The organism is Streptomyces sp. NRRL S-455 (genome assembly GCF_000717875.1).
Classification (GTDB): Bacteria; Actinomycetota; Actinomycetes; order Streptomycetales; family Streptomycetaceae; genus Streptomyces.
Genome location: NZ_JOCT01000013.1, coordinates 1 through 19,130 on the forward strand (window position 1 = coordinate 1; position 19,130 = coordinate 19,130).

Genomic DNA, 19,130 nt, shown 5'->3' on the forward strand with positions numbered 1-19,130 from the left:
GGCACAGGCACCACTCCCGCACCGCCTCCGCCCGCACCGGCTCCGCCGACCACGGCCCCCTCCGTCCCACCGCCGCCTGAGCCCCCGGCACAAGCGCCGCCTTCCGCCCCCCAGCCCACAGGGCCGGCGACCGGCACCTCGGCCGTGCCCCCGGCCTCCGCCCCCTCGGTGGCCGAGGCCCCCTGATGCGTCGGCGCCCCCGCCGGACACCCGGCCGCTCACCCAGGCCACCCCGTCCGCGGCGCGGGCGAGCGCCGCTGTCACCGCGGCACCGCTTCCGCGTCGTCATCCCCGTCGTCCTGCTGGCCTTCATCGCCTCGGTGCTCCTGGTCGAGGGGTACACCACCCGGGGTTTCACCGGTGACCAGGAAGGGCTCCGCGGACGAACGTCCACCGGCGTCCCGCGCGCAGTCGCCGACGGCGGACCGGTCGTCGACACCACCGACGATCGCCCGCGGAGCTTCCGCACACCGGACCGGACCGTCGTCCTGACCTTCGACGACGGCCCCGATCCCACCTGGACGCCCCGCATCCGGGCCGTTCTCGACCAGCACGGCACACCCGGCACCTTCTTCGTCACCGGGCAGCAGACCACCCGGCACCCGGGAGTCCTGCGCAGCCTGATCCGCTCCGGTCACGAGATCGGCGTGCACACCTTCTCCCACCGGGACCTGACCACCCAGTCCCCGAGCGCCGTGGACCGTGAACTGGCGCTGACCCAACTCGCCCTGGCCGGGGCCGCGGGCATCAACACCTCGCTGATGCGGATGCCCTACTCCTCCACCCCCTCCGCCCTCGACGCACCGGCGTGGTCCGTAGCCCGGCGCCTGGGCGAGAAGGGCTACGTCCTGGCCTTCATCGACCGGGACACCAACGACTGGCGGCGGCCGGGCGCCCGCGCGATCGCCGACGCGGCCACGCCGAGCCCGCCCGGCAGGGGCGCGGTCGTCCTCCTGCACGACGCGGGAGGGGACAGATCACAGACGGTCGAAGCACTGAAGACCCTGATCCCCCGGCTGAAGGCACAGGGTTATCGCTTCACGACCCTCGCCGACCTCGTCGGAACCGACCGTCTCACCAGCCCCGTCGGGACGGCGGACCTGTGGGGTGGCCGCGTCTTCGTGGCCGCCGTGACCGTCTCGGGGACGATGGTGGCGGCCGTCAACGTGCTGCTGCTGGTGGTCGGCTCGCTCGTCCTCGCGCGGTGCGTGGTCCTGATCGTCCTGGCCCGTCACCACGCCCGCCGCCCGCGTGCCGGGCCCCTCCAGCCGGTCACCCGGCCCGTCAGCGTGGTCGTACCCGCCTACAACGAGGAGGTGTGCATCGCCAAGACACTCCGCTCCCTCGCCGCGAGCGACCACCCGGTCGAGATCATCCTCGTGGACGACGGGTCCCGCGACGGCACCGCCGACCTCGCGGAGTCCCTCGCCCTCGAGAACGTCACCGTCGTCCGCCGGCCCAACGGCGGCAAACCTTCAGCCCTCAACACCGGTGTCCTGCGGGCCTCCCACGACCTCGTCGTGATGCTGGACGCCGACACCGTCTTCGCCCCCTCGACCGTCGGCCGCCTCGTCCAGCCGTTCGCCGACCCCCGCGTCGGCGCGGTCGCGGGGAACGCCAAGGTCGGCAACCGGCGGCGTCTGCTCGGCCGGTGGCAGCACATCGAGTACGTCATGGGCTTCAACCTCGACCGCCGCATGTACGACCTGCTGCACTGCCTGCCCACCATTCCCGGTGCCGTGGGGGCGTTCCGCGCCGAGGCCCTGCGGGACGCCGGGATGATGAGCGCGGACACCCTCGCCGAGGACACCGACATCACCATGGCCCTGCACCGGACCGGCTGGGAGATCCGCTACGCGCAGGACGCACTCGCCTGGACCGAGGCCCCGGCCACCCTGCGGGAACTGTGGCGTCAGCGCTACCGGTGGAGTTACGGCACGATGCAGGCCGCGTGGAAGCACCGTCACGCGCTGCTCGAACACGGCCCCGCGGGCCGCTTCGGCCGCCGCGGTCTGCCCCTGCTGGCCGTCTTCCAGATCCTCACACCGCTGCTCGCCCCGCTGATCGACATCCTGGCCCTCTACGGCCTGGTGTTCGGGAACCCGCTCACCACCGTGCTGGCCTGGAGCGGCGTACTGGCGGTGCAGGCCGTCTGCGCCGCGTACGCCTTCCACCTCGACGGCGAGAGCCTCCGGCCCCTGTGGGCGCTTCCGCTCCAGCAGATCGTCTACCGCCAGGTGATGTACCTGGTCCTCGTCCAGGCGTGCCTGACCGCGATCAACGGCTACCGGCTGCCCTGGCAGCGGCTCAAGCGCAGTGGAGACGTGATGCTGCCTCCGCAGCCCTCGCCCCGTCGCCCGTGAACGGGCCGTTGCCGACGGGCCCGTTCGTCCCCGGCGCATCGTACGAACGGGTTGAGTTGCCCGCGTGAGGCCCCGACTGCCTTCGCACCGGGCGCTTTTCGGCCCAAGGTGTGCTCATGAAAACTCCACGTTTGCACCGTTCGCACCGACCCCTCGCGCACTCGGCCGGCTCGGCCCTCATCGTCCTCGCCGCCCTCCTGACCACCGCGGCACCCGTCGCGGCCGACGCCGAGCCGCGGGCCGGTGAGGAGGCGAGCCAGGCCTCGCAGTGCCGCAAGATCCACATTCAGCGGGGCCGCGGCCTCGAGGGGACCGTCTGGACTGTCCTGAGCGGGACGGGAAGCACGACGACGGTGGACTCCCAGTGCACAGGGAGCATTGACAGCTCAGCGGGCGCGAAGGGCGCGGAGAGCGCTCAGGCGGAGTAGTACGGGGCGGGGCGGACAGAACACCGGGTCCGGATGTTCTGTCCGCCTCCGCTGTGTTTCACCTGACCGGGAACCTACAGACGGCGGATCAGCACGCGCGTGAGACCGCCGTCGTCCTCCACGACATCCCGGACGTGTTCGAAACCGATCCGGCCCAGGAGGCGCAACGACGCGGTGTTCCGCACGTCCACGGTGGCGTGCACCTCGGTCAGCGCGAGCGTCCGGAAGCCGTAGCTCACGAGCGCCTCCGCCAGCTCCGTCCCGAGCCCGCCGCCCCAGACCCCGGGCGACAGCGCGTAGACGATCTCGTGACCGCCGACCGCCTCGGTCCTCTTGATCTCCGCGTGCCCGACCAGGAGCGCCCCGCGCCGGACCGCCCACACGTCGAAGAGATCCCGCGCGTACACCTTGCTGAAGATCCGCCCGAACAGGGCCCGGTCCTCCGCCTCGGAAGCCGGCCCGTCACCCATCCACCGGGACACCCTCGTGTCCTGGAACAGAGCGACGAAGTCCTCCTCGTCCGCCGGGGTGTAGGCGTCCAGGAGCAGGCGGGGGGTGCGCAGTGTCGGGGGCATGCCGGGACGGTACGCAGGGAAGCGCGGGGCGGCCATCGAGTTTCGTCCGCATCCACAATTCCCCTCGGCCGCATGCCACTTCGTCGTAGGTTCAGGAGCGGGAACGGGCTGTCTCGTCGGCCCGGCACGGCGTCGCAGGCGAGGAGTGGGACGTGGACGCGCAGGACACCGCCGAGAGGCTGCGGGCGATCAGCGGTGAGCTGTCGGAGCGGTTCTACGAGCGGGCCGATGTCGTACGGACGCTGGTGGTGACACTGCTGGCCGGGCAGCACTCGTTGGTGCTCGGTCCGCCCGGGACGGCGAAGTCCGAGCTGGCGCGGGAGCTGACGGGCCGGATCGAGGGGGCGGCCTACTGGGAGATCCTGCTGTCGAAGTTCACCGCGCCGACGCGGATGTTCGGTCCGATCGACGTCGCCGCGCTGGCCCGCGGCGAGTACCGGCAGGTCTACGACGGCCGCGCCACGACCGCGCACATCGCGTTCATCGACGAGATCTTCAAGTGCTCCACGGCGGCCCTGAACGAGACGCTGGGCTACCTCAACGAGCGGATCTACCACCCCGAGAACGGCGGCGAGCCGATCCGCTGCCCCCTCATCGGGGCCATCACGGCCAGCAACGAGCTGCCGACCGAGGAGGACGCGGCCGCCATCTACGACCGGCTGCTGGTGCGGATCGAGGTCGGCTACCTGGAGGACCCCTCGAACTTCGCCGCGCTGGTGCGGTCCGCCGTCCGGCGCCCCGAGGCACCGGCCCGGACCACCGTCGAACTGGCCGCGTTGCGATACGCCGTGACGGAAGCCGTCCCGGCCGTGGACGTGCCCGACCCGATCGTCGACGCGGTCTGCACGCTGCGGGCCGCCCTGCGCCGCAAGGAACTCGTCGCCTCCGACCGCCGCTGGCGACAGGCGGTGGGCCTGCTCCAGGCGTCCGCGTACCTCGACGGCCGCCCGGCCGTCGAAGTGGCCGACCTGTCGGTGCTGACGCACGTGCTGTGGAACTCCCCCGCCGAACGCCCCACCGTCGAGCGCGAGGTGCTGCACCTGGTCAACCCCGACGCCAAGGAGGCGCTCGACCTGTCCGACACCATCGACGAGTTGGAGGCCCAGCTCGACGCCATGGCCGGGCAGTCCCGCGAGGCGCTGAGCGACTGGGTCATCAAGAAGGCGCACAACCAGCTCGCCATGGCGGGGAAGCGGCTGGAGGAACTGCGCCGGGAGGCGGTGAGCGCCGGACGTTCCACCGCCGCCATCGACCGTATCGCCGGACGCCGGCGGGCCGTCCGCGCCCGCGTTCTCACCGAGGCCCTCGGCATGGACGCGAGCATGGTGCAGGCCCAGGCCTGAAGCCGGGAGGCCACGACCGTGAACGACGCCGTGAACGACGCCATGAACCGGGCATCGAACGCATCAAATGCATCGAACAGGCTCGATGAGCTGGCGAGCCGGGCCGGGCCGTGGCTCGGGTTGTCCGCCGCCGGTGCCGAGCGGCACACCGGGGCGGTGGTCGCGGACCGGTTCGACCGGTTCACCTGGCGTGACACCTACGCGCAGTCGGCCGCACTGCGGGAGCTGGCCGGGGAACTGAACGCGCGCTACGGCGACACCACCACCGACCTCCTCACCGACGTGTTCCTGGCCGCCTACAAGTCCGGCCCGCGGCTGCGCGAGGCCGCGGAGATGGATCCGTCCCGGCTGGTCAACCACCAGCTCGTCAGCTCACTCGTCGAGACGCGCGAGTTCGCCGAGCTGCGCCGGGAGACGGCCGCCGACCCGTACGCCGCCGCCATGGCGGTGCTCGCCCAGGCTGCCGCACTCCGCGGGATGCTGGAGCGCTCCCGGCAGGCCCGGAACCAGGCCGAGCGGGCGCGGCAGGCCCGGCGGGACGCCGAGGGCGCGGCGGCCACCGTGGGGGAGGCGCTCCGGCGGGCCGCCGCCGAGGCCGGGGAGGACGGCACCGTCCCCGCCCCGGCCGCCGACGCCGTGCACCGGGCGATCGAGGCCGCCGGAGCCGCCGAGGCCGCTGCCCGGCGGGCCGCCGACGGCGCCGCACAGGCCCTCGCCGCCGCGGCACCCGGGCTGCGAACCGCGGCACGCGACGCCGCGGCGACCGCCGCCAGGGCGATACGGGAGGAAGCCGCGCTGATGCGGGCCTGGGGCGTCGCGGCCGGCGAGCTGGAGCGGATGCCGTTCGGCCGGCGCGCCCTGCTGGCCGAACGGCTGCGTACCGGCCGTCTCGCCGAGTGGGCCGAGCTGATCGGCCGTTTCCGGCAGATGGCCCGGGGCGAACGCGCCCGCAAGGTGGCGAACGCCACCGGGGAACTGGTCGGCGTCACGCTCGGCGACGACCTCTCCCGGGTCATCCCCTCGGAGCTGGCCCATCTCGGCGTGCCCGAGCTGCGCGCGGTGTTCGCGGTGCGCTACGCCGCCGGGGAGCTGATGCTCTTCGACAGCCGGGGAGAACAGAGCACCGGCCGGGGCGCGGTCATCGCGTGCGTGGACACCTCGCACTCCATGTACGAGGCGGGGCCCGGCGGAATCACCCGGGAGGCCTGGTCCAAGGCGTGTGCCCTGGCACTGCTGGACCAGGCCCGGCACTCGGGCCGTGACTTCGTCGGCATCCTGTTCTCCGCCGCCGACCGGCTCCAGGTCTTCCGCTTCCCGGCCGGCGAGATCGCCGGCATCGACCGGGTGCTCGACTTCGCGGAGACGTTCCTCGGCGGCGGCACCAGCTACCAGACCCCGCTGTCGGCGGCCGGCGATCTGCTGGCGGAGGAGTTCGACGACACCGCCCGCGGGCGCGGCGACATCGTGATGATCACCGACGACGACTGTGGCGTCACGGAGGCCTGGATGCGGCGCTGGAGGGAGACCAAGCAGCGGCTGGGCTTCCGGGTCTTCGGCGTGGTCGTCGGAGCCCCGCGCGTCGGCGAGGCCGGCTCGGCCCTGGAGGCCCTGTGCGACAACCTCCGCTCGGTGGAGGACTTCACCGACGTCCACGCCGCCTCGGACCTGTTCCGGGTGATCTGACCGGGGCGGTAGGCCCCGGCCCACCACCCCACCCCGTCACGCCGACTCGTTGAGCAACCGGCTCAGGTGCTCCCGTCCCGCCCCCAGCAGGGCGGGCAGTTCCGCCGCCGACTCGTACCACCGCTTCTCGTACTCCCAGCACAGCCAGCCGTCCCAGCCGTGCCGGGAGAGGACCTCCACGCACTCGGCCAGGGGCAGGACGCCCGCGCCGAGCGGGAGCGGGGTGGTGTCCTCGGCGGAGGCGATGTCCTTGACCTGGACGTAGCCGAGGTGGGGGGAGAGCGCCGCGTACGACTCGGAGGGCTGTTCGCCGCCCAACCAGGTGTGCATCACGTCCCACAGGGCGCCCACCTGGCGGTGGCCGACCAGCCCGAGGACGCGCATCGCGTCGGCGGCGGTGCGGTGCGAGTCGTGGGTCTCCAGGAGGATGCGGACGCCCAGGTCGTTCGCGTACTCGGCGGCCGTGCCGAGCCGCCGGGCGGCCGTCGCGTCGGCCTCCTCGGGGGTCTGCACGTCCAGATCGCCGCCGGGGAACACACGGATGTACGGGGCTCCGAGGTCGCGGGCCAGGTCGAGGAGGGCGCGGATCTCGGCCAGGACGGGTTCGTCGTCGCCCGGCGCGGCGACCCGCGCGTATCCCGCGAGGCCCAGGACCTCTACGCCCGAGCCCTTGAACTCGGCCGCCACGTCCGCCCGTTCAGCGGCTCCCAGGCCGGGGTGGACCGGTTCCTCCGGGTGGGCTCGCAGCTCCACGCCGTGGTAGCCGTGCGCGGTCGCGAGTCGCAGGACGTCGGGCAGGGGCAGGCCGGGGACACCGAGGGTGGAGAACGCCAGCTTCATACAAACGGACACTACCCGGCACCCCCGCCGACGATTCCCCATTCGTCACTCGGGTGTCGCGCGGAGCTCCAGCCGCCAGTCCTGGCCGACCAGGTCCTGGCCGAAGGACCGGTGCGGTTTCTCCGCGACCAGCACGAAGCCGTGGCGCTGGTAGATGCGGCGGGCGGCGGCGAGGATGTCGTTGGTCCACAGGACGATCTCGCGGTAGCCGGCCTCGCGCGCGAAGTCGACGACGGCCCCGACCAGCCGGTCCCCGATGCCCAGGCCGCGCGCGTCGGGTTCGACGAGCAGCAGCCGGAGCCGGGCGGCGCCCGGCGCGTCGTCCCGTACGCACATGACGCATCCGACCGGCCGACCGTCCAGCTCGGCGATCCATGTCCGCTCCAGGTTCGGATCGTGGTCCGCGCCGTAGTCGGCGACGATCCGGGCGACCAGGCCCTCGTAGTCCAGGTTGAAGCCGTACTCGGCGGCGTACAGCGCGGCGTTGCGCTGCACGATCCAGCCGAGGTCGCCGGGGGCGGGCTCGCGCAGGACGACGTCCTCGGGGCGCGGGGCCCGGCCCTCGCCGAGGATTTCCCGGACGGTCCGCAGGGCTTCCGCAAGGCGGGGCCGGTCCTCGGTGCGCACGGTGTCCAGCATCGCCCCGACCGTTTCCCGGGCCCGCTCATCGAGCAGCGCGGCGGCCTCCCGGCCGCGGGCGGTGAGCGTGATCCGCCGGCGGCGCGGGTCCGTGTCGGAGGGGCCGCGCTCGACCAGCCCGTCCTCCTCGAACCTGTTCAGGATCCGGCTCAGGTATCCGGCGTCCAGATGCAGCTGTGACCGCAGGTCGGCGGCGTCCGTGCGCGGCGCGTGCGCGAGTTCGTAGATCACGCGGGACTCGGTGAGGGTGTACGGGGCGTAAAGGTGGCGGCCGTAGTCGAGCGCGCCGATGACGTTGGTGTAGAAGCGGTTGAAGGAGCGGATGTCCTGGACGGTCATGGCCACAGCCCCCGAATGCTTGACTCAGTCAGAGATACCGATGGGCCGAGCCTAGACCGCCGGACCTCCCCGGGCCAGCCCCCGTTCGCCGCCGCCCAGCACACGCACACCTGCGTGCCGGTCCGGCGGTGGTCGTGGACACCACCCGCGGCGGGCGCTCGAGCTCGCCCTCCGGGGAGATCGACTCGCCGCCGAGGATCACCGGCGTAACGATGAGCTGAGCTCGTCGACCAGGCCCTCGCCGGGCCGGGCTGCTCATCGCCGCGCTCCTCGTCGAGGTCCGGAGCCCGGTGATGTCAGGGAGCCGAATCGGATCCGCTGCCACGAGAGCCTTGCGGCCGACAGCTTCGAGAACCTCGGCGAGGACTGCGGGCGCCACTTCGGCCCGAACGACCACCGGGCCCTGGACGCCTTCGACGCCATGGCCCGGTGGATCGCATCGCCTTCTTGACCTACCGCTCTTTTCGTCGCCCATGGCAGGAGGCCTTCAGGCGGGCGAGAGCCGAGGGAAGCCTCAACTCCGCGGCACCCCGGAGGACCCCCGCACCATCAACTCCCCCCGCACCGAAGCGATACCGCCGGGCGGCGCCTCCTCCCGCCCCATGGCGATGCGCCCGGCCCGCGCCCCGGCCTCCGCCAGGGGCAGCCGCACCGTCGTGAGCGAGGGGACCGCGTCGATGCTGAACGGCAGGTCGTCGAACCCGGCCACCGAAACGTCGTCCGGAATCCGCAGCCCGGAGTCCCGCAGCGCGGCGCACGCCCCCAGCGCGACGGAGTCGTTCGCCGCGACGACCGCCGTCAGCGACGGATCACGCCGCAGCAACTCCAGCGTCGCCTCGTAGCCGGACCGCCGGTCGTACCGCCCGTGCACCGTCCACCGGGGGTCCTCCTCGATGCCGTGCGCGGCCAGCGCGGCCCGGTGGCCCTCCAGCCGGTGCCGGGTCGTGGTCCGCTCCTCCGGTCCCGCGATGTAGCCGAGCCGCCGGTGCCCCAGCCCGATCAGGTGCTCGGTCAGCTCCTGCCCGCCCCCGCGGTTGTCGAAGGTGAGCGCGATCGCGCCGGTCTCCGGTGCCGGCGGGCGCCCGCACAGCACCACCCGGGTCCCGGCCTCCGCCAGCTTCCGCACCTTCGCGTCCATGGCCGCCTGGTGCGCCTCGTCCTCGATCGCCCCGCCGGTCAGCACCACGGCCGCCGCCCGCTGCCGTTGCAGCAGCGTGAGGTACGTCAGCTCGCGCTCGGGGGTGCCGCCCGTGTTGCAGACCACCGCGAGTCTCTCCCCGCCCGCGCGGCCGCCCGGCCCACCGATCTCGGACTGGATCGCGCTCGCCATGATCCCGAAGAACGGGTCGGCGATGTCGTTCACCAGGATCCCGACCAGGTCGGAGGTGGCGGCGGCAAGGGCGCTCGCGGGCCCGTTGAGCACGTAGTCCAGCTCGTCCACGGCCTTCAGCACCCGCTCGCGGGTGGAGGCGGCCACGGGGTAGTTCCCGTTCAGCACGCGCGACACCGTCGCGGGCGAGACCTGCGCGCGGGCCGCCACGTCCGCCAGGGTCACCGTCATCTCGTCGTCCTCCGGTCGCGCATCTCGTCGTCGCCTCGTCGCCCTCGTACACACTCAGACCTGCGGCCTCGGTTCCCATGGGCCCCTCGGTCCCCATGGGTCCGAGGCCCTCTTCCCTACGGACCCGTGGCCGTGGTTCCCATGGACCTATGGCCGTGGTCCCCAAGGACCTATGGCCATGGCTCCGAGCAGACCTTAAGCCCCCGACCCCCTCTTGTTCGCCCCCTCGAACAACTCGTCTTGGTCGCGGTCTTGTCCAGACCACGGTTCAGAGGCTAGCTTCTTTCTGTATAGAAAGCGCTTGCTGTATCGCTCACCAGTCGGGCGTGCGCGGCGCGACGACCGCGTACGAAGGGAACGACGTGACACGCAAGACGGTGCGTATCGCCATGAACGGCGTGACCGGGCGCATGGGCTACCGCCAGCACCTGGTCCGCTCCATCCTCGCCCTCCGCGAGCAGGGCGGTCTCGACCTGGGCGACGGCACCGTGCTGTGGCCCGAGCCGATCCTGATCGGGCGCCGTGAGCACGCGCTGAAGGCGCTGGCCGAGCGGCACGGCCTGGAGCACGTCTCGACCGACCTGGACGCGGTCCTCGCCGACGAGACGGTCGACATCTACTTCGACGCCCAGGTCACCTCGGCCCGCGAGGAGGCCATCAAGAAGGCCGTCGCGGCCGGCAAGCACATCTACACCGAGAAGCCGACGGCGACCGGCCTCGACGGCGCCCTCGACCTCGCCCGGCTGGCGAACGAGGCCGGCGTCAAGCACGGCGTCGTCCAGGACAAGCTGTTCCTCCCGGGCCTGCTGAAGCTGAAGCGCCTGATCGACGGCGGCTTCTTCGGCCGCATCCTGTCGGTGCGCGGCGAGTTCGGCTACTGGGTCTTCGAGGGCGACTGGCAGGCCGCCCAGCGCCCGTCCTGGAACTACCGGGCCGAGGACGGCGGCGGCATCGTCGTCGACATGTTCCCGCACTGGGAGTACGTGCTGCACGAGCTGTTCGGGCGGGTGAAGTCGGTCCAGGCCATCGCCACCACGCACATCCCGCAGCGCTGGGACGAGAACGGCAAGCCCTACGACGCCACGGCCGACGACGCCGCCTACGGCATCTTCGAACTCGAGGGCGGCGCGATCGCCCAGATCAACTCCTCCTGGGCCGTCCGCGTCAACCGCGACGAGCTGGTGGAGTTCCAGGTCGACGGCACGGAGGGCTCCGCGGTCGCGGGCCTGCGCAACTGCCGCGCCCAGCACCGCTCGGCCACCCCCAAGCCGGTGTGGAACCCGGACATCCCGGCCACCGAGGTCTTCCGCGACCAGTGGCAGGAGGTCCCGGACAACACCGAGTTCGACAACGGCTTCAAGGCCCAGTGGGAGCTGTTCCTCAAGCACGTCTACGCCGACGCCCCCTACCACTGGGACCTGCTGGCCGGCGCCCGCGGAGTCCAGCTCGCCGAGCTGGGCCTGAAGTCCTCGGCCGAGGGCCGCCGTATCGACGTCCCGGAGATCTCGCTGTGACCATCCGCCTCCCGGGCGGCGACGGGACGTCGCGGACGTACGAGCCCCGCACCGAACCCCTCGCCGTGTCCCCCGGCACGCCCTTCACCTCCCGCACGGTCTTCTCGGCCGCGCATGTCGTCGCCGACCCGTACGCGGACGTCTCCCCCGACTCGCCCGCGGCCGTCGACTGGGACGCCACCCTCGCCTTCCGCCGCCACCTGTGGTCGCACGGGCTGGGCGTCGCCGAGGCGATGGACACCGCCCAGCGCGGGATGGGCCTGGACTGGGCGGGCGCGGCGGAGCTGATCCGCCGGTCGGCGGCCGAGGCCAAGTCGGTCGGCGGTCTGATCGCCTGCGGCGTGGGCACGGACCAGCTCGCCGCCGGGTCGCTCGCCGAGGTCCGCGCGGCCTACGAGGAGCAGCTCGCGGTCGTCGAGGAGTCCGGGGCGCAGGCCATCCTGATGGCGTCCCGGGCGCTCGCGGCGGCCGCCGCCGGCCCCGAGGACTACCTGGAGGTCTACGGCCACCTGCTCCGCCAGGCCGCCGAGCCGGTGATCCTGCACTGGCTGGGCCCGATGTTCGACCCGGCGCTGGAGGGTTACTGGGGCTCGTCCGACCTGGACGCGGCGACGGACACGTTCCTGGAGGTCATCGCCGCGCACCCCGACAAGGTCGACGGCATCAAGGTGTCCCTGCTGGACGCCCGGCGCGAGATCGACATCCGCCGCCGGCTGCCGCAGGGCGTCCGCTGCTACACGGGCGACGACTTCAACTACCCCGAGCTGATCGCGGGCGACGAGCAGGGCTTCAGCCACGCCCTGCTGGGCATCTTCGACCCGCTGGGCCCGCTGGCGGCGCAGGCGGTGCGGGTGCTCGACACCGGGGACGTGAAGGGCTTCCGGGGGCTGCTGGACCCGACGGTCGAGCTGTCCCGGCACCTCTTCCAGACCCCCACCCGCTTCTACAAGACGGGCGTGGTGTTCCTGGCCTGGCTGGCCGGGCACCAGTCCCACTTCACGATGGTCGGCGGCCTGCAGTCGGCCCGCTCGCTCCCGCACTTCGCGAAGGCGTACGAACTCGCTGACGGTCTGGGCCTGTTCCCCGACCCGAAGCTGGCGGAGGAGCGGATGAAGACCCTGCTGAGCGTGTACGGAGTCGACCAGTGAGCACTGCGGGGCTGGAGCGCTTCTCCATCAACCAGATGACGGTGAAGCAGCTGTCGCTGCCGGAACTCGTCGAGGCGTGCGGCGAGGTGGGGGTCCGAGGCGTCGGACTGTGGCGGGAGCCGGTCCAGTCGTACGGCCTGGAGGCCACGGCGAAGCTGGTGCGGGACGCGGGGCTGACGGTGACCACGCTGTGCCGGGGCGGCTTCTTCACGGCGATCGACCCGCGGGAGCGGGCCGAGGCCCTGGCCGACAACCGCCGGGCGATCGACGAGGCGGCGGCGCTCGGCACGGACACCCTGGTCCTGGTCTCGGGCGGTCTCCCGGCGGGCTCCAAGGACCTGCACGGCGCGCGGGAGCGCATCGCGGACGCGCTGGCGGAACTGGGCCCCTACGCCGAGCGGCACGGCGTCCGCCTGGCCATCGAGCCGCTGCACCCGATGTACGCCTCCGACCGCTGCGTGGTCTCCACGCTGGCCCAGGCGCTGGACCTGGCGGAACGCTTCCCGGCCCACCAGGTCGGCGTCACCGTCGACACGTACCACATCTGGTGGGACGACACCGCCCCCGCGCAGATCGCCCGGGCCGGTGCGGGCGGCCGTATCCACACCTTCCAGCTCGCCGACTGGACGACCCCGCTCCCCCAGGGCGTGCTGACCGGCCGCGGCCAGATCGGCGACGGCTCGATCGACATGCGGGAGTGGAAGGCGTACGTGGAGGCGGCCGGTTACACCGGGGCCATCGAAGTCGAGCTGTTCAACGACGGGTTGTGGGCACGGGACGGGCGGGAGGTGCTGGCCGAGACAGCGGCCAGGTTCGTCGAGCACACCCTGTGATCCGCTCCTGAGCCACGCTCGCTGCCCCGCCCCGAAGCTCCGGGCGGGGCAGCGGCCGTATCGGGGGGCGTGCCCTACCGCCGTGCGAGGAACCCGTTCACCCGTTCCTCCAGCCGCTTCCGGCACCGTGGCCATTCCGGTGCCGTCACGGAGAAGATCGCGGAGTCGCGCAACCGCCCTTCCTCACCGGGAGCCCATGACCGGGACCAGTTCCGCAGCACGCCCTCGAACCGGGCTCCCACGCTCTCGATGGCCGCGCGGGAACGGCTGTTGCGGGCATCGGTCTTCAGGTCCACGCGCGAGACGCCCCACTCCTCGAAGGCATGCCGGAAGAGGAGGAATTTGGCCTCGGCGTTCACGCCCGTGCCCTGGGCGGACCGGGCGAGCCAGGTGAAGCCGACCTCGACCGCGTCGAGTCGGTCGTCCGAGAGCCAGCAGCGCGGCTCCCAGTACGCCGTGGCGCCGACCGCTCGTCCCGTGGCCGTCGAAATCTGCGCATAGGGCGCGAGCCGCCCCGTCGCCGCGCGGGCGAGCTGCGCATCGATGTAGGCATCCACCTCGTCGGCACCCGGTACCCAGGTGAAGGCGTAGGTCTCCCGGTCCTCCGTCGCCGCCTCGGCCAACTCGGCGGCGTGCCGACGACCCAAGGGCTCCAGACGGACCAGGGCACCCTCCAGGACCGGGCCTTCCAGTGCGAAACTCACGCTGCGGCGCCTCTCGCATCACGTCGGAACAGTCGGAACGGCTGGAGGAGTCCGGTCGCCGGGAACCCGCCCCTCAGCGCCTCGAACGCCTCGTAAGAGCCCGGACAAGTCTTCCGTACGCGGCTCGGGCGGTCGAGCGCAATTACCCGGTACCCACAGGCCGGTGACGGAGAGGGACATCACGATGCGGGGTCCCGGCCGTGTGGTCCCGTCCGCCCCGTCGGCCCCTGGTTCATCCCGCGTACCGACTTCCGGAAATCCGGCCGGCGTCGGGAACCCGGAGCGGACTCCCGTCGTCCAATGCGCAAGTCGCCGGAGAGTCACCACGGTGCGGTGTCGGCCCTCGCTGCTGGCTGCGATCGCTGACCACCCTCTCCGCCGTACCGCGGCCGGCGGCACCGCCGCCATCGGCGCGTCCCCCTCCAACCGCGCCGGTGGCGGCCCCTGTGCGGTTAGTGTGCGTTCCCTTGACTGGCAGAAACTTCCCGGTTATTGGTGACCATCTGGAAGTTTCCTTCAGCGGATCCGAGCGGATCACCTCCGGAAGGAGCGCACGTGCACGACACCGGCACGGGAAACACGGGAAGCACGGGAAGCACCGCACAGCCCTCCAGACGTACCGTCCTCGCCGCCACGGCCGGTGTCACCACCGCCCTCGCGGCCGCCGGGCCCGCCCGCGCCGCCGCCGCGGACCCGGACGACAGGGAACTGCGCCGTCTCATCGCCCGCATGACGCTGCAGGAGAAGGTCGGCCAGCTCTTCGTGATGCGGGTCTACGGCCACTCCGCCACCGCCCCCGACCAGGCCGACATCGACGCCAACCTCAAGGAGATCGGGGTCCGTACGGCCGCCGAACTGGTCGCGAAGTACCGGGTCGGCGGCATCATCTACTTCGCCTGGGCGCACAACACCCGGGAGCCGCACCAGATCGCCGCGCTGTCCAACGGCATCCAGAAAGCCTCCCTGGACCTGCCCCGCGGGCTGCCCGTGCTCATCTCCACCGACCAGGAGCACGGCATCGTCGCCCGGGTGGGCGAGCCCGCGACGCTCTTCCCGGGCGCCATGGCCGTCGGCGCGGGCGGGTCGCGGTCCGACGCCCGCACCCTCGGCCGGATCGCGGGTGCCGAGCTGCGGGCGATGGGCATCCGGCAGGACTACTCCCCCGTGGCCGACGTGAACGTCAACCCGGCCAACCCGGTCATCGGCGTACGGTCCTTCGGTGCCGACCCGCGTGCCGTGGCCGCACTGGTGGCCGCCGAGGTCGCCGGGTACCAGGGCTCCGGGGTCGCCGCGACCGCCAAGCACTTCCCCGGGCACGGGGACACCGACGTCGACAGCCACACCGGCTTCCCCACCATCAGGCACAGCCGGGAGCAGTGGGAGCGGCTGGACGCCCCGCCGTTCCGGGCGGCGATCGCCGCGGGCATCCACTCGATCATGACCGCGCACCTGATGGTCCCGGCCCTCGACGACTCCGGTGACCCGGCCACCCTCTCCCGCCCCATCCTCACCGGCATCCTGCGCGAACGGCTCGGCTACGACGGGGTGGTGGTCACCGACTCCCTCGGTATGGAGGGGGTGCGCACCAAATACGGCGACGACCGGGTACCGGTGCTCGCGCTGAAGGCGGGCGTCGACCAGTTGCTCAACCCGCCCGACCTGGACCTCGCCTGGAACGCGGTCCTGACGGCCGTACGGAACGGCGAGCTCACCGAGGCACGACTCGATGAATCGGTCCTGCGGATCCTGCGGCTGAAGACGAGGCTGGGCCTGTTCCGCGCCCCGTACGTGAGCCGGGGCGGGGTCGACCGGACCGTCGGCGTCCGGGCACACCTGAGGGCGGCCGACCGGATCGCCGAGCGGACCACCACCCTGCTCGTCAACGAGGGGCGGCTGCTGCCGCTGTCGCGGCGCCGGCATCCCAGGCTGCTGGTGGTCGGAGCGGATCCGGCCTCACCGTCGGGGACGACCGGCCCTCCGACCGGTGTGCTCGCCTCCGCGCTGACCGGGCTCGGCTTCACCGCCACCGCCGTGCCGACCGGTACCGCCCCCTCCGCGACGACCATCGCCCGGGCCGTCGCGGCGGCACGGGACGCGGACGCGGTGGTCGCCCTCACGTACAACGTCACGGCGGGCAGCAGCCAGAAGACGCTGGTCGAGCAGCTGGTGGCGACCGGGCGGCCGGTCGTGGCCGTGGCGGTCCGCAATCCGTACGACGTGGCCCAGCTGCCGTCCGCCCCGGCCTGCCTGGCCGCGTACTCCTGGACCGATGTCGAACTGCGGGCCGCCGCACGGGTGATCGCGGGACGGGTGAAGCCGCGCGGGAAACTGCCGGTGGCGGTGCGGCGGGCGGATGATCCGGAGCAGGTGCTGTACCCGATCGGGCACGGGCTGTCGTACTAGACGTACGCCACGGACCGGGCGCACCACCCCCAACGTGCGCAAACCACCCCATGTTCCTGGCGTGCGCCCGCCACCGCGGGCCACGCTGGGCGAGCACACTCGGGGGGTCGGCGATGCGTGGGACAGGTTCCGTGGGGGCGGTCTGCGGGCTGCTGGTGCTGCTCGGCGCCCTGGTGACCGGGTGCCAGAGCCCGTCCGGAGGACTCGCGGGGGACGGCCGGCCGCGCGAACCGGCGTCGGGGACGACGACTGCCGCCGTCTCGCCGGTGGCGACCCGGCCGGCCGGGTACGGGGCGGTGTTCCTCGCGGTCGACGAGTGCAGTTCGTTCGGTACGACGAGCTTCACCGAGGTGCCCTGCACCGGTGAGCGGGCCGCGGCCCGGGTCGTGGCCCGCCACAACGGCACGGTGCGTGGCGGACCGCGCTGCCCGGCCCGCACCGACTTCGTCCTGCACATCAGCGAGCAGCGGCCCGCGTCCGACGAGGACGGCGACGGGGTGGTGCCGCGGGGCTACGCCTGTATGCGCAACCTCCAGCCGCCCCACCCAGGGGACCCGGGCGCCGGGGGCGGTCCCCGCACCATCGTCGGCGACTGCGTCTACGGCTCCGGAGCCGGGCAGGTCCGTGAGACCGCCTGCGACGGCACGGGTGAGCGGGAACCGGAGTACGAGGTGACCCGGGCCGTCACCGAGCGCGCCGACTGCCCCGCCTCGACCGCCCTGTACGTCAGGCTCGGCGGCGACCGGCCCGTGGGGTGCGCCCGGCCGCTGTGAGCGGCGGCCGGGCGCGGCGGGGTGTTACGGACGCAGCGTCATCTCACGCTGTACGTCCCGCTTGTCGAGCTTGGCGTCGAACTTCGCCAGCGGCTTCGCCGACCGCGGGTCGGCCTGCACCGTGCCGGAGGCGACGCCGGCCCAGTCGAGGATGCGGGCGGTGGCGAGTGCCTTCTGCTCGGGGACGAGGCCCGCGACGTTGGCGCCGTGGTTCATGCCGGGGGCGGTGAAGACGTAGGAGTCCTTGGCGCCCTTGCCGACACGGAACGGCTCCGCGCTCCACGGGTCGTTCTCGCCGTTGACGAAGAGCATGTGGCGGGCGTTGTGCCGGACCCAGGTGTCCACGTCGCGCATCGCCTGAGGCTGGAACCTCATGGGGATGTCCCGCGGGACGAAGTTCCGGGGCGGCTGGTAGCCGTAGCGGATGTACTTCTTCTCGATGTGCGGGAAGTGGATCGTCGGCGCGCCGAGCTGGGTGCCGGCCTGGTAGTAGTACGGCGTGTAGGTCGTGAGGCCCTGGTCGGCGTAGGCGGAGAAGCCGGCGATCGTGTCGACGGAGTCCCAGATCTCGTCGTCGGTGGCGTTCTTCGCGTCGGCCGGGATCTGGTCGCATCCGGACAGCAGGTTGTACTGCCAGAAGCCCCACACGTAGTCGAGGACGGTCGCCTCGTAGGCCTTGTCCAGGCTGCCGATGGTGGTGAAGGTGAGGCCGTTCTCCTCGGCGAAGGCCGAGTACTTCTTCTCCAGTTGCTCGCGGCGCACCAGCGCCTCGCGCTGCACCGCGTTCAGCCGGTCGCGGCACTCCTTGGTACCGACGGTGGCGAAGAAGCGGTCGTAGGCCGAATCCTCCCTGTTGACCACGTCGTTGGGGGCGACGTAGGCGACGACGCCGTCCATGTCGCGCGGGTAGAAGCGCTCGTAGTAGGTGGCGGTCATGCCGCCCTTCGAGCCGCCCGTGGAGATCCACTTCTTGTCGTAGATCCCCTTCAGCGCCTTGAAGACGCGGTGCTGGTCGCTGGCGGCCTGCCAGATGTCCAGCTTGGACCAGTCGGCCGGCTCGGGCCGGGACGGGGTGAAGAAGCGGTACTCCAGGGAGACCTGGTTGCCGTCCACGATCTGGGTCGGCTCACTGCGGCGGGGCGTCGTGGAGACGTTGTAGCCGCTGGTGAAGAAGACCGTCGGGCGTGAGACGTCCTTGTGCAGCACCGTGATGCGCTGCTGGAACGTGCCCTTGGAGGGCCTGCGGTGGTCGACCGGCTGGGTGTAGTTCAGGACGAAGAAGCGGTAGCCGGTGTACGGCTTCTCCTCGACCAGGCTCATGCCCGGTATGGAGAGCAGCCTCTCCTTGATGTCAGCGGTGCCGGACTCCGGCTCGGCGGCGGTGGCCGCCCCGGCCGTGCTCAACGTGCCTATGAGCACCGTGAGCGCCAGCAGCCATCTGAGCGCCTTGCGCATGCGCACTCCCCTGTGAGACAGATGTGCGCCGGAAGCTAGCGGACCAACTCACCGGAGCACCAGGGGACATAGGGAAAACCCTGTGCGCGCGAGGGTGTTCGTGTCAGCAGAGGATCCAACGGGTGTTGACCTTCCCCGCCCCGGCCCCGCCCTTGAGCCAGACGCAGCGGCGCCCCGCGTGCACGGTCACCGGCCCCGCGTGGTGCGCGTAGCTGCCCTGGTCCACGACCGGGCGGTTGCCCCGCGCCTGCACGCTCACCGACATCTGGCGCTTCGCGCCGGGCTTCTTGGCGAGGGTCACGGCGCAGACGTAGCCACCGCGCTTGTAGACGAGCACGGTCCCGGTGGAGAACGACAGGACGCGGACCTTGCGTCCGGGGCAGTACGCGGAAGCCGCGGCCTGCGCCTCCCCCGGCGCGGCGAGCGCGAGCAGCCCGGAGGCGGTCAGCACGGCCAGGCCGAGGGCGAGGCGCCGGCGTATCGGTCCACTGTCCACTGTCGTCCTCCCGTACCGCGTCTTCCGCGTCCA

General features: G+C 72.3%; 16 protein-coding genes. 9 read left to right on the top strand and 7 right to left on the bottom strand.

Features of this window, described 5'->3' with window-relative positions; all coding sequences use genetic code 11:
- Positions 1 to 185 precede the first annotated feature (185 nt).
- Both IE97_RS0118455 and IE97_RS0118460 read left to right on the top strand, forming a co-directional pair.
- Positions 186 to 2,363 (top strand): bifunctional polysaccharide deacetylase/glycosyltransferase family 2 protein, encoded by a 2,178-nt coding sequence (locus IE97_RS0118455; protein WP_030241132.1) that lies wholly within the window; start codon positions 186 to 188, stop codon positions 2,361 to 2,363.
- Positions 2,364 to 2,479: 116 nt separating this feature from the next.
- Positions 2,480 to 2,791 carry a hypothetical protein gene (locus tag IE97_RS0118460; RefSeq protein ID WP_051705030.1) on the top strand — a complete coding sequence of 104 codons (312 nt, stop codon included), beginning with the start codon at positions 2,480 to 2,482 and terminating at the stop codon, positions 2,789 to 2,791.
- Positions 2,792 to 2,865: 74 nt separating this feature from the next.
- Here the strand turns inward: IE97_RS0118460 and IE97_RS0118465 are convergent, their stop codons facing one another.
- Positions 2,866 to 3,366, bottom strand: coding sequence for a GNAT family N-acetyltransferase (locus IE97_RS0118465; RefSeq protein ID WP_030241148.1), 501 nt, complete (start codon positions 3,364 to 3,366; stop codon positions 2,866 to 2,868).
- A gap of 152 nt (positions 3,367 to 3,518) precedes the next feature.
- Between IE97_RS0118465 and IE97_RS0118470 the strand changes: the two genes are divergently transcribed.
- Both IE97_RS0118470 and IE97_RS0118475 read left to right on the top strand, forming a co-directional pair.
- Positions 3,519 to 4,709, top strand: a complete 1,191-nt coding sequence (locus IE97_RS0118470) for an AAA family ATPase (RefSeq protein ID WP_030241151.1) — start codon at positions 3,519 to 3,521, stop codon at positions 4,707 to 4,709.
- Between the two features lie 42 nt (positions 4,710 to 4,751).
- Entirely contained in the window at positions 4,752 to 6,392 is a 1,641-nt protein-coding gene (locus tag IE97_RS0118475) for a VWA domain-containing protein (RefSeq protein ID WP_030241156.1), read from the top strand.
- Positions 6,393 to 6,428: 36 nt separating this feature from the next.
- On the opposite strand, the gene IE97_RS0118480 is transcribed toward IE97_RS0118475, so the two are convergent.
- The 3 genes from IE97_RS0118480 to IE97_RS0118490 all read right to left on the bottom strand — a co-directional run bounded on the left by IE97_RS0118480 (position 6,429) and on the right by IE97_RS0118490 (position 9,771).
- Complete coding sequence (locus IE97_RS0118480) at positions 6,429 to 7,232, bottom strand: sugar phosphate isomerase/epimerase family protein (protein WP_030241159.1); 804 nt, start codon at positions 7,230 to 7,232, stop codon at positions 6,429 to 6,431.
- 45 nt (positions 7,233 to 7,277) lie between these two features.
- The gene (locus IE97_RS0118485; protein ID WP_030241162.1) at positions 7,278 to 8,210 is read right to left on the bottom strand and encodes a bifunctional helix-turn-helix transcriptional regulator/GNAT family N-acetyltransferase; all 933 of its coding nucleotides are present in this window, start codon (positions 8,208 to 8,210) and stop codon (positions 7,278 to 7,280) included.
- 514 nt (positions 8,211 to 8,724) lie between these two features.
- Positions 8,725 to 9,771: a LacI family DNA-binding transcriptional regulator gene (locus IE97_RS0118490; protein WP_030241165.1), complete on the bottom strand. Its 1,047-nt coding sequence runs from the start codon at positions 9,769 to 9,771 to the stop codon at positions 8,725 to 8,727.
- A 362-nt stretch (positions 9,772 to 10,133) separates the two neighbouring features.
- On the opposite strand from IE97_RS0118490, the gene IE97_RS0118495 reads away from it, so the two are divergent.
- From IE97_RS0118495 to IE97_RS0118505, 3 genes are read left to right on the top strand one after another with little or no spacing between them, the layout of a single operon-like run.
- Complete coding sequence (locus tag IE97_RS0118495) at positions 10,134 to 11,285, top strand: Gfo/Idh/MocA family protein (protein ID WP_030241167.1); 1,152 nt, start codon at positions 10,134 to 10,136, stop codon at positions 11,283 to 11,285.
- Positions 11,282 to 12,433 carry a dihydrodipicolinate synthase family protein gene (locus tag IE97_RS0118500; protein ID WP_030241170.1) on the top strand — a complete coding sequence of 384 codons (1,152 nt, stop codon included), beginning with the start codon at positions 11,282 to 11,284 and terminating at the stop codon, positions 12,431 to 12,433. Before IE97_RS0118495 ends, IE97_RS0118500 begins: the two co-directional genes overlap by 4 nt.
- A complete protein-coding gene (locus tag IE97_RS0118505; protein ID WP_030241172.1) occupies positions 12,430 to 13,266 on the top strand; it encodes a sugar phosphate isomerase/epimerase family protein in 837 nt (278 codons plus the stop codon). Before IE97_RS0118500 ends, IE97_RS0118505 begins: the two co-directional genes overlap by 4 nt.
- Positions 13,267 to 13,340: 74 nt before the next feature.
- On the opposite strand, the gene IE97_RS0118510 is transcribed toward IE97_RS0118505, so the two are convergent.
- Entirely contained in the window at positions 13,341 to 13,970 is a 630-nt protein-coding gene (locus IE97_RS0118510; protein ID WP_030241175.1) for a GNAT family N-acetyltransferase, read from the bottom strand.
- 555 nt (positions 13,971 to 14,525) lie between these two features.
- On the opposite strand from IE97_RS0118510, the gene IE97_RS0118515 reads away from it, so the two are divergent.
- Positions 14,526 to 16,373, top strand: coding sequence for a glycoside hydrolase family 3 protein (locus IE97_RS0118515; RefSeq protein ID WP_030241179.1), 1,848 nt, complete (start codon positions 14,526 to 14,528; stop codon positions 16,371 to 16,373).
- 113 nt (positions 16,374 to 16,486) lie between these two features.
- Positions 16,487 to 17,146: a hypothetical protein gene (locus tag IE97_RS0118520; RefSeq protein ID WP_030241182.1), complete on the top strand. Its 660-nt coding sequence runs from the start codon at positions 16,487 to 16,489 to the stop codon at positions 17,144 to 17,146.
- Positions 17,147 to 17,170: 24 nt separating this feature from the next.
- Here the strand turns inward: IE97_RS0118520 and IE97_RS0118525 are convergent, their stop codons facing one another.
- A complete protein-coding gene (locus IE97_RS0118525; protein ID WP_030241185.1) occupies positions 17,171 to 18,601 on the bottom strand; it encodes a S28 family serine protease in 1,431 nt (476 codons plus the stop codon).
- Positions 18,602 to 18,704: 103 nt separating this feature from the next.
- Positions 18,705 to 19,097, bottom strand: a complete 393-nt coding sequence (locus IE97_RS0118530; RefSeq protein WP_030241188.1) for a hypothetical protein — start codon at positions 19,095 to 19,097, stop codon at positions 18,705 to 18,707.
- Positions 19,098 to 19,130 lie beyond the last annotated feature (33 nt).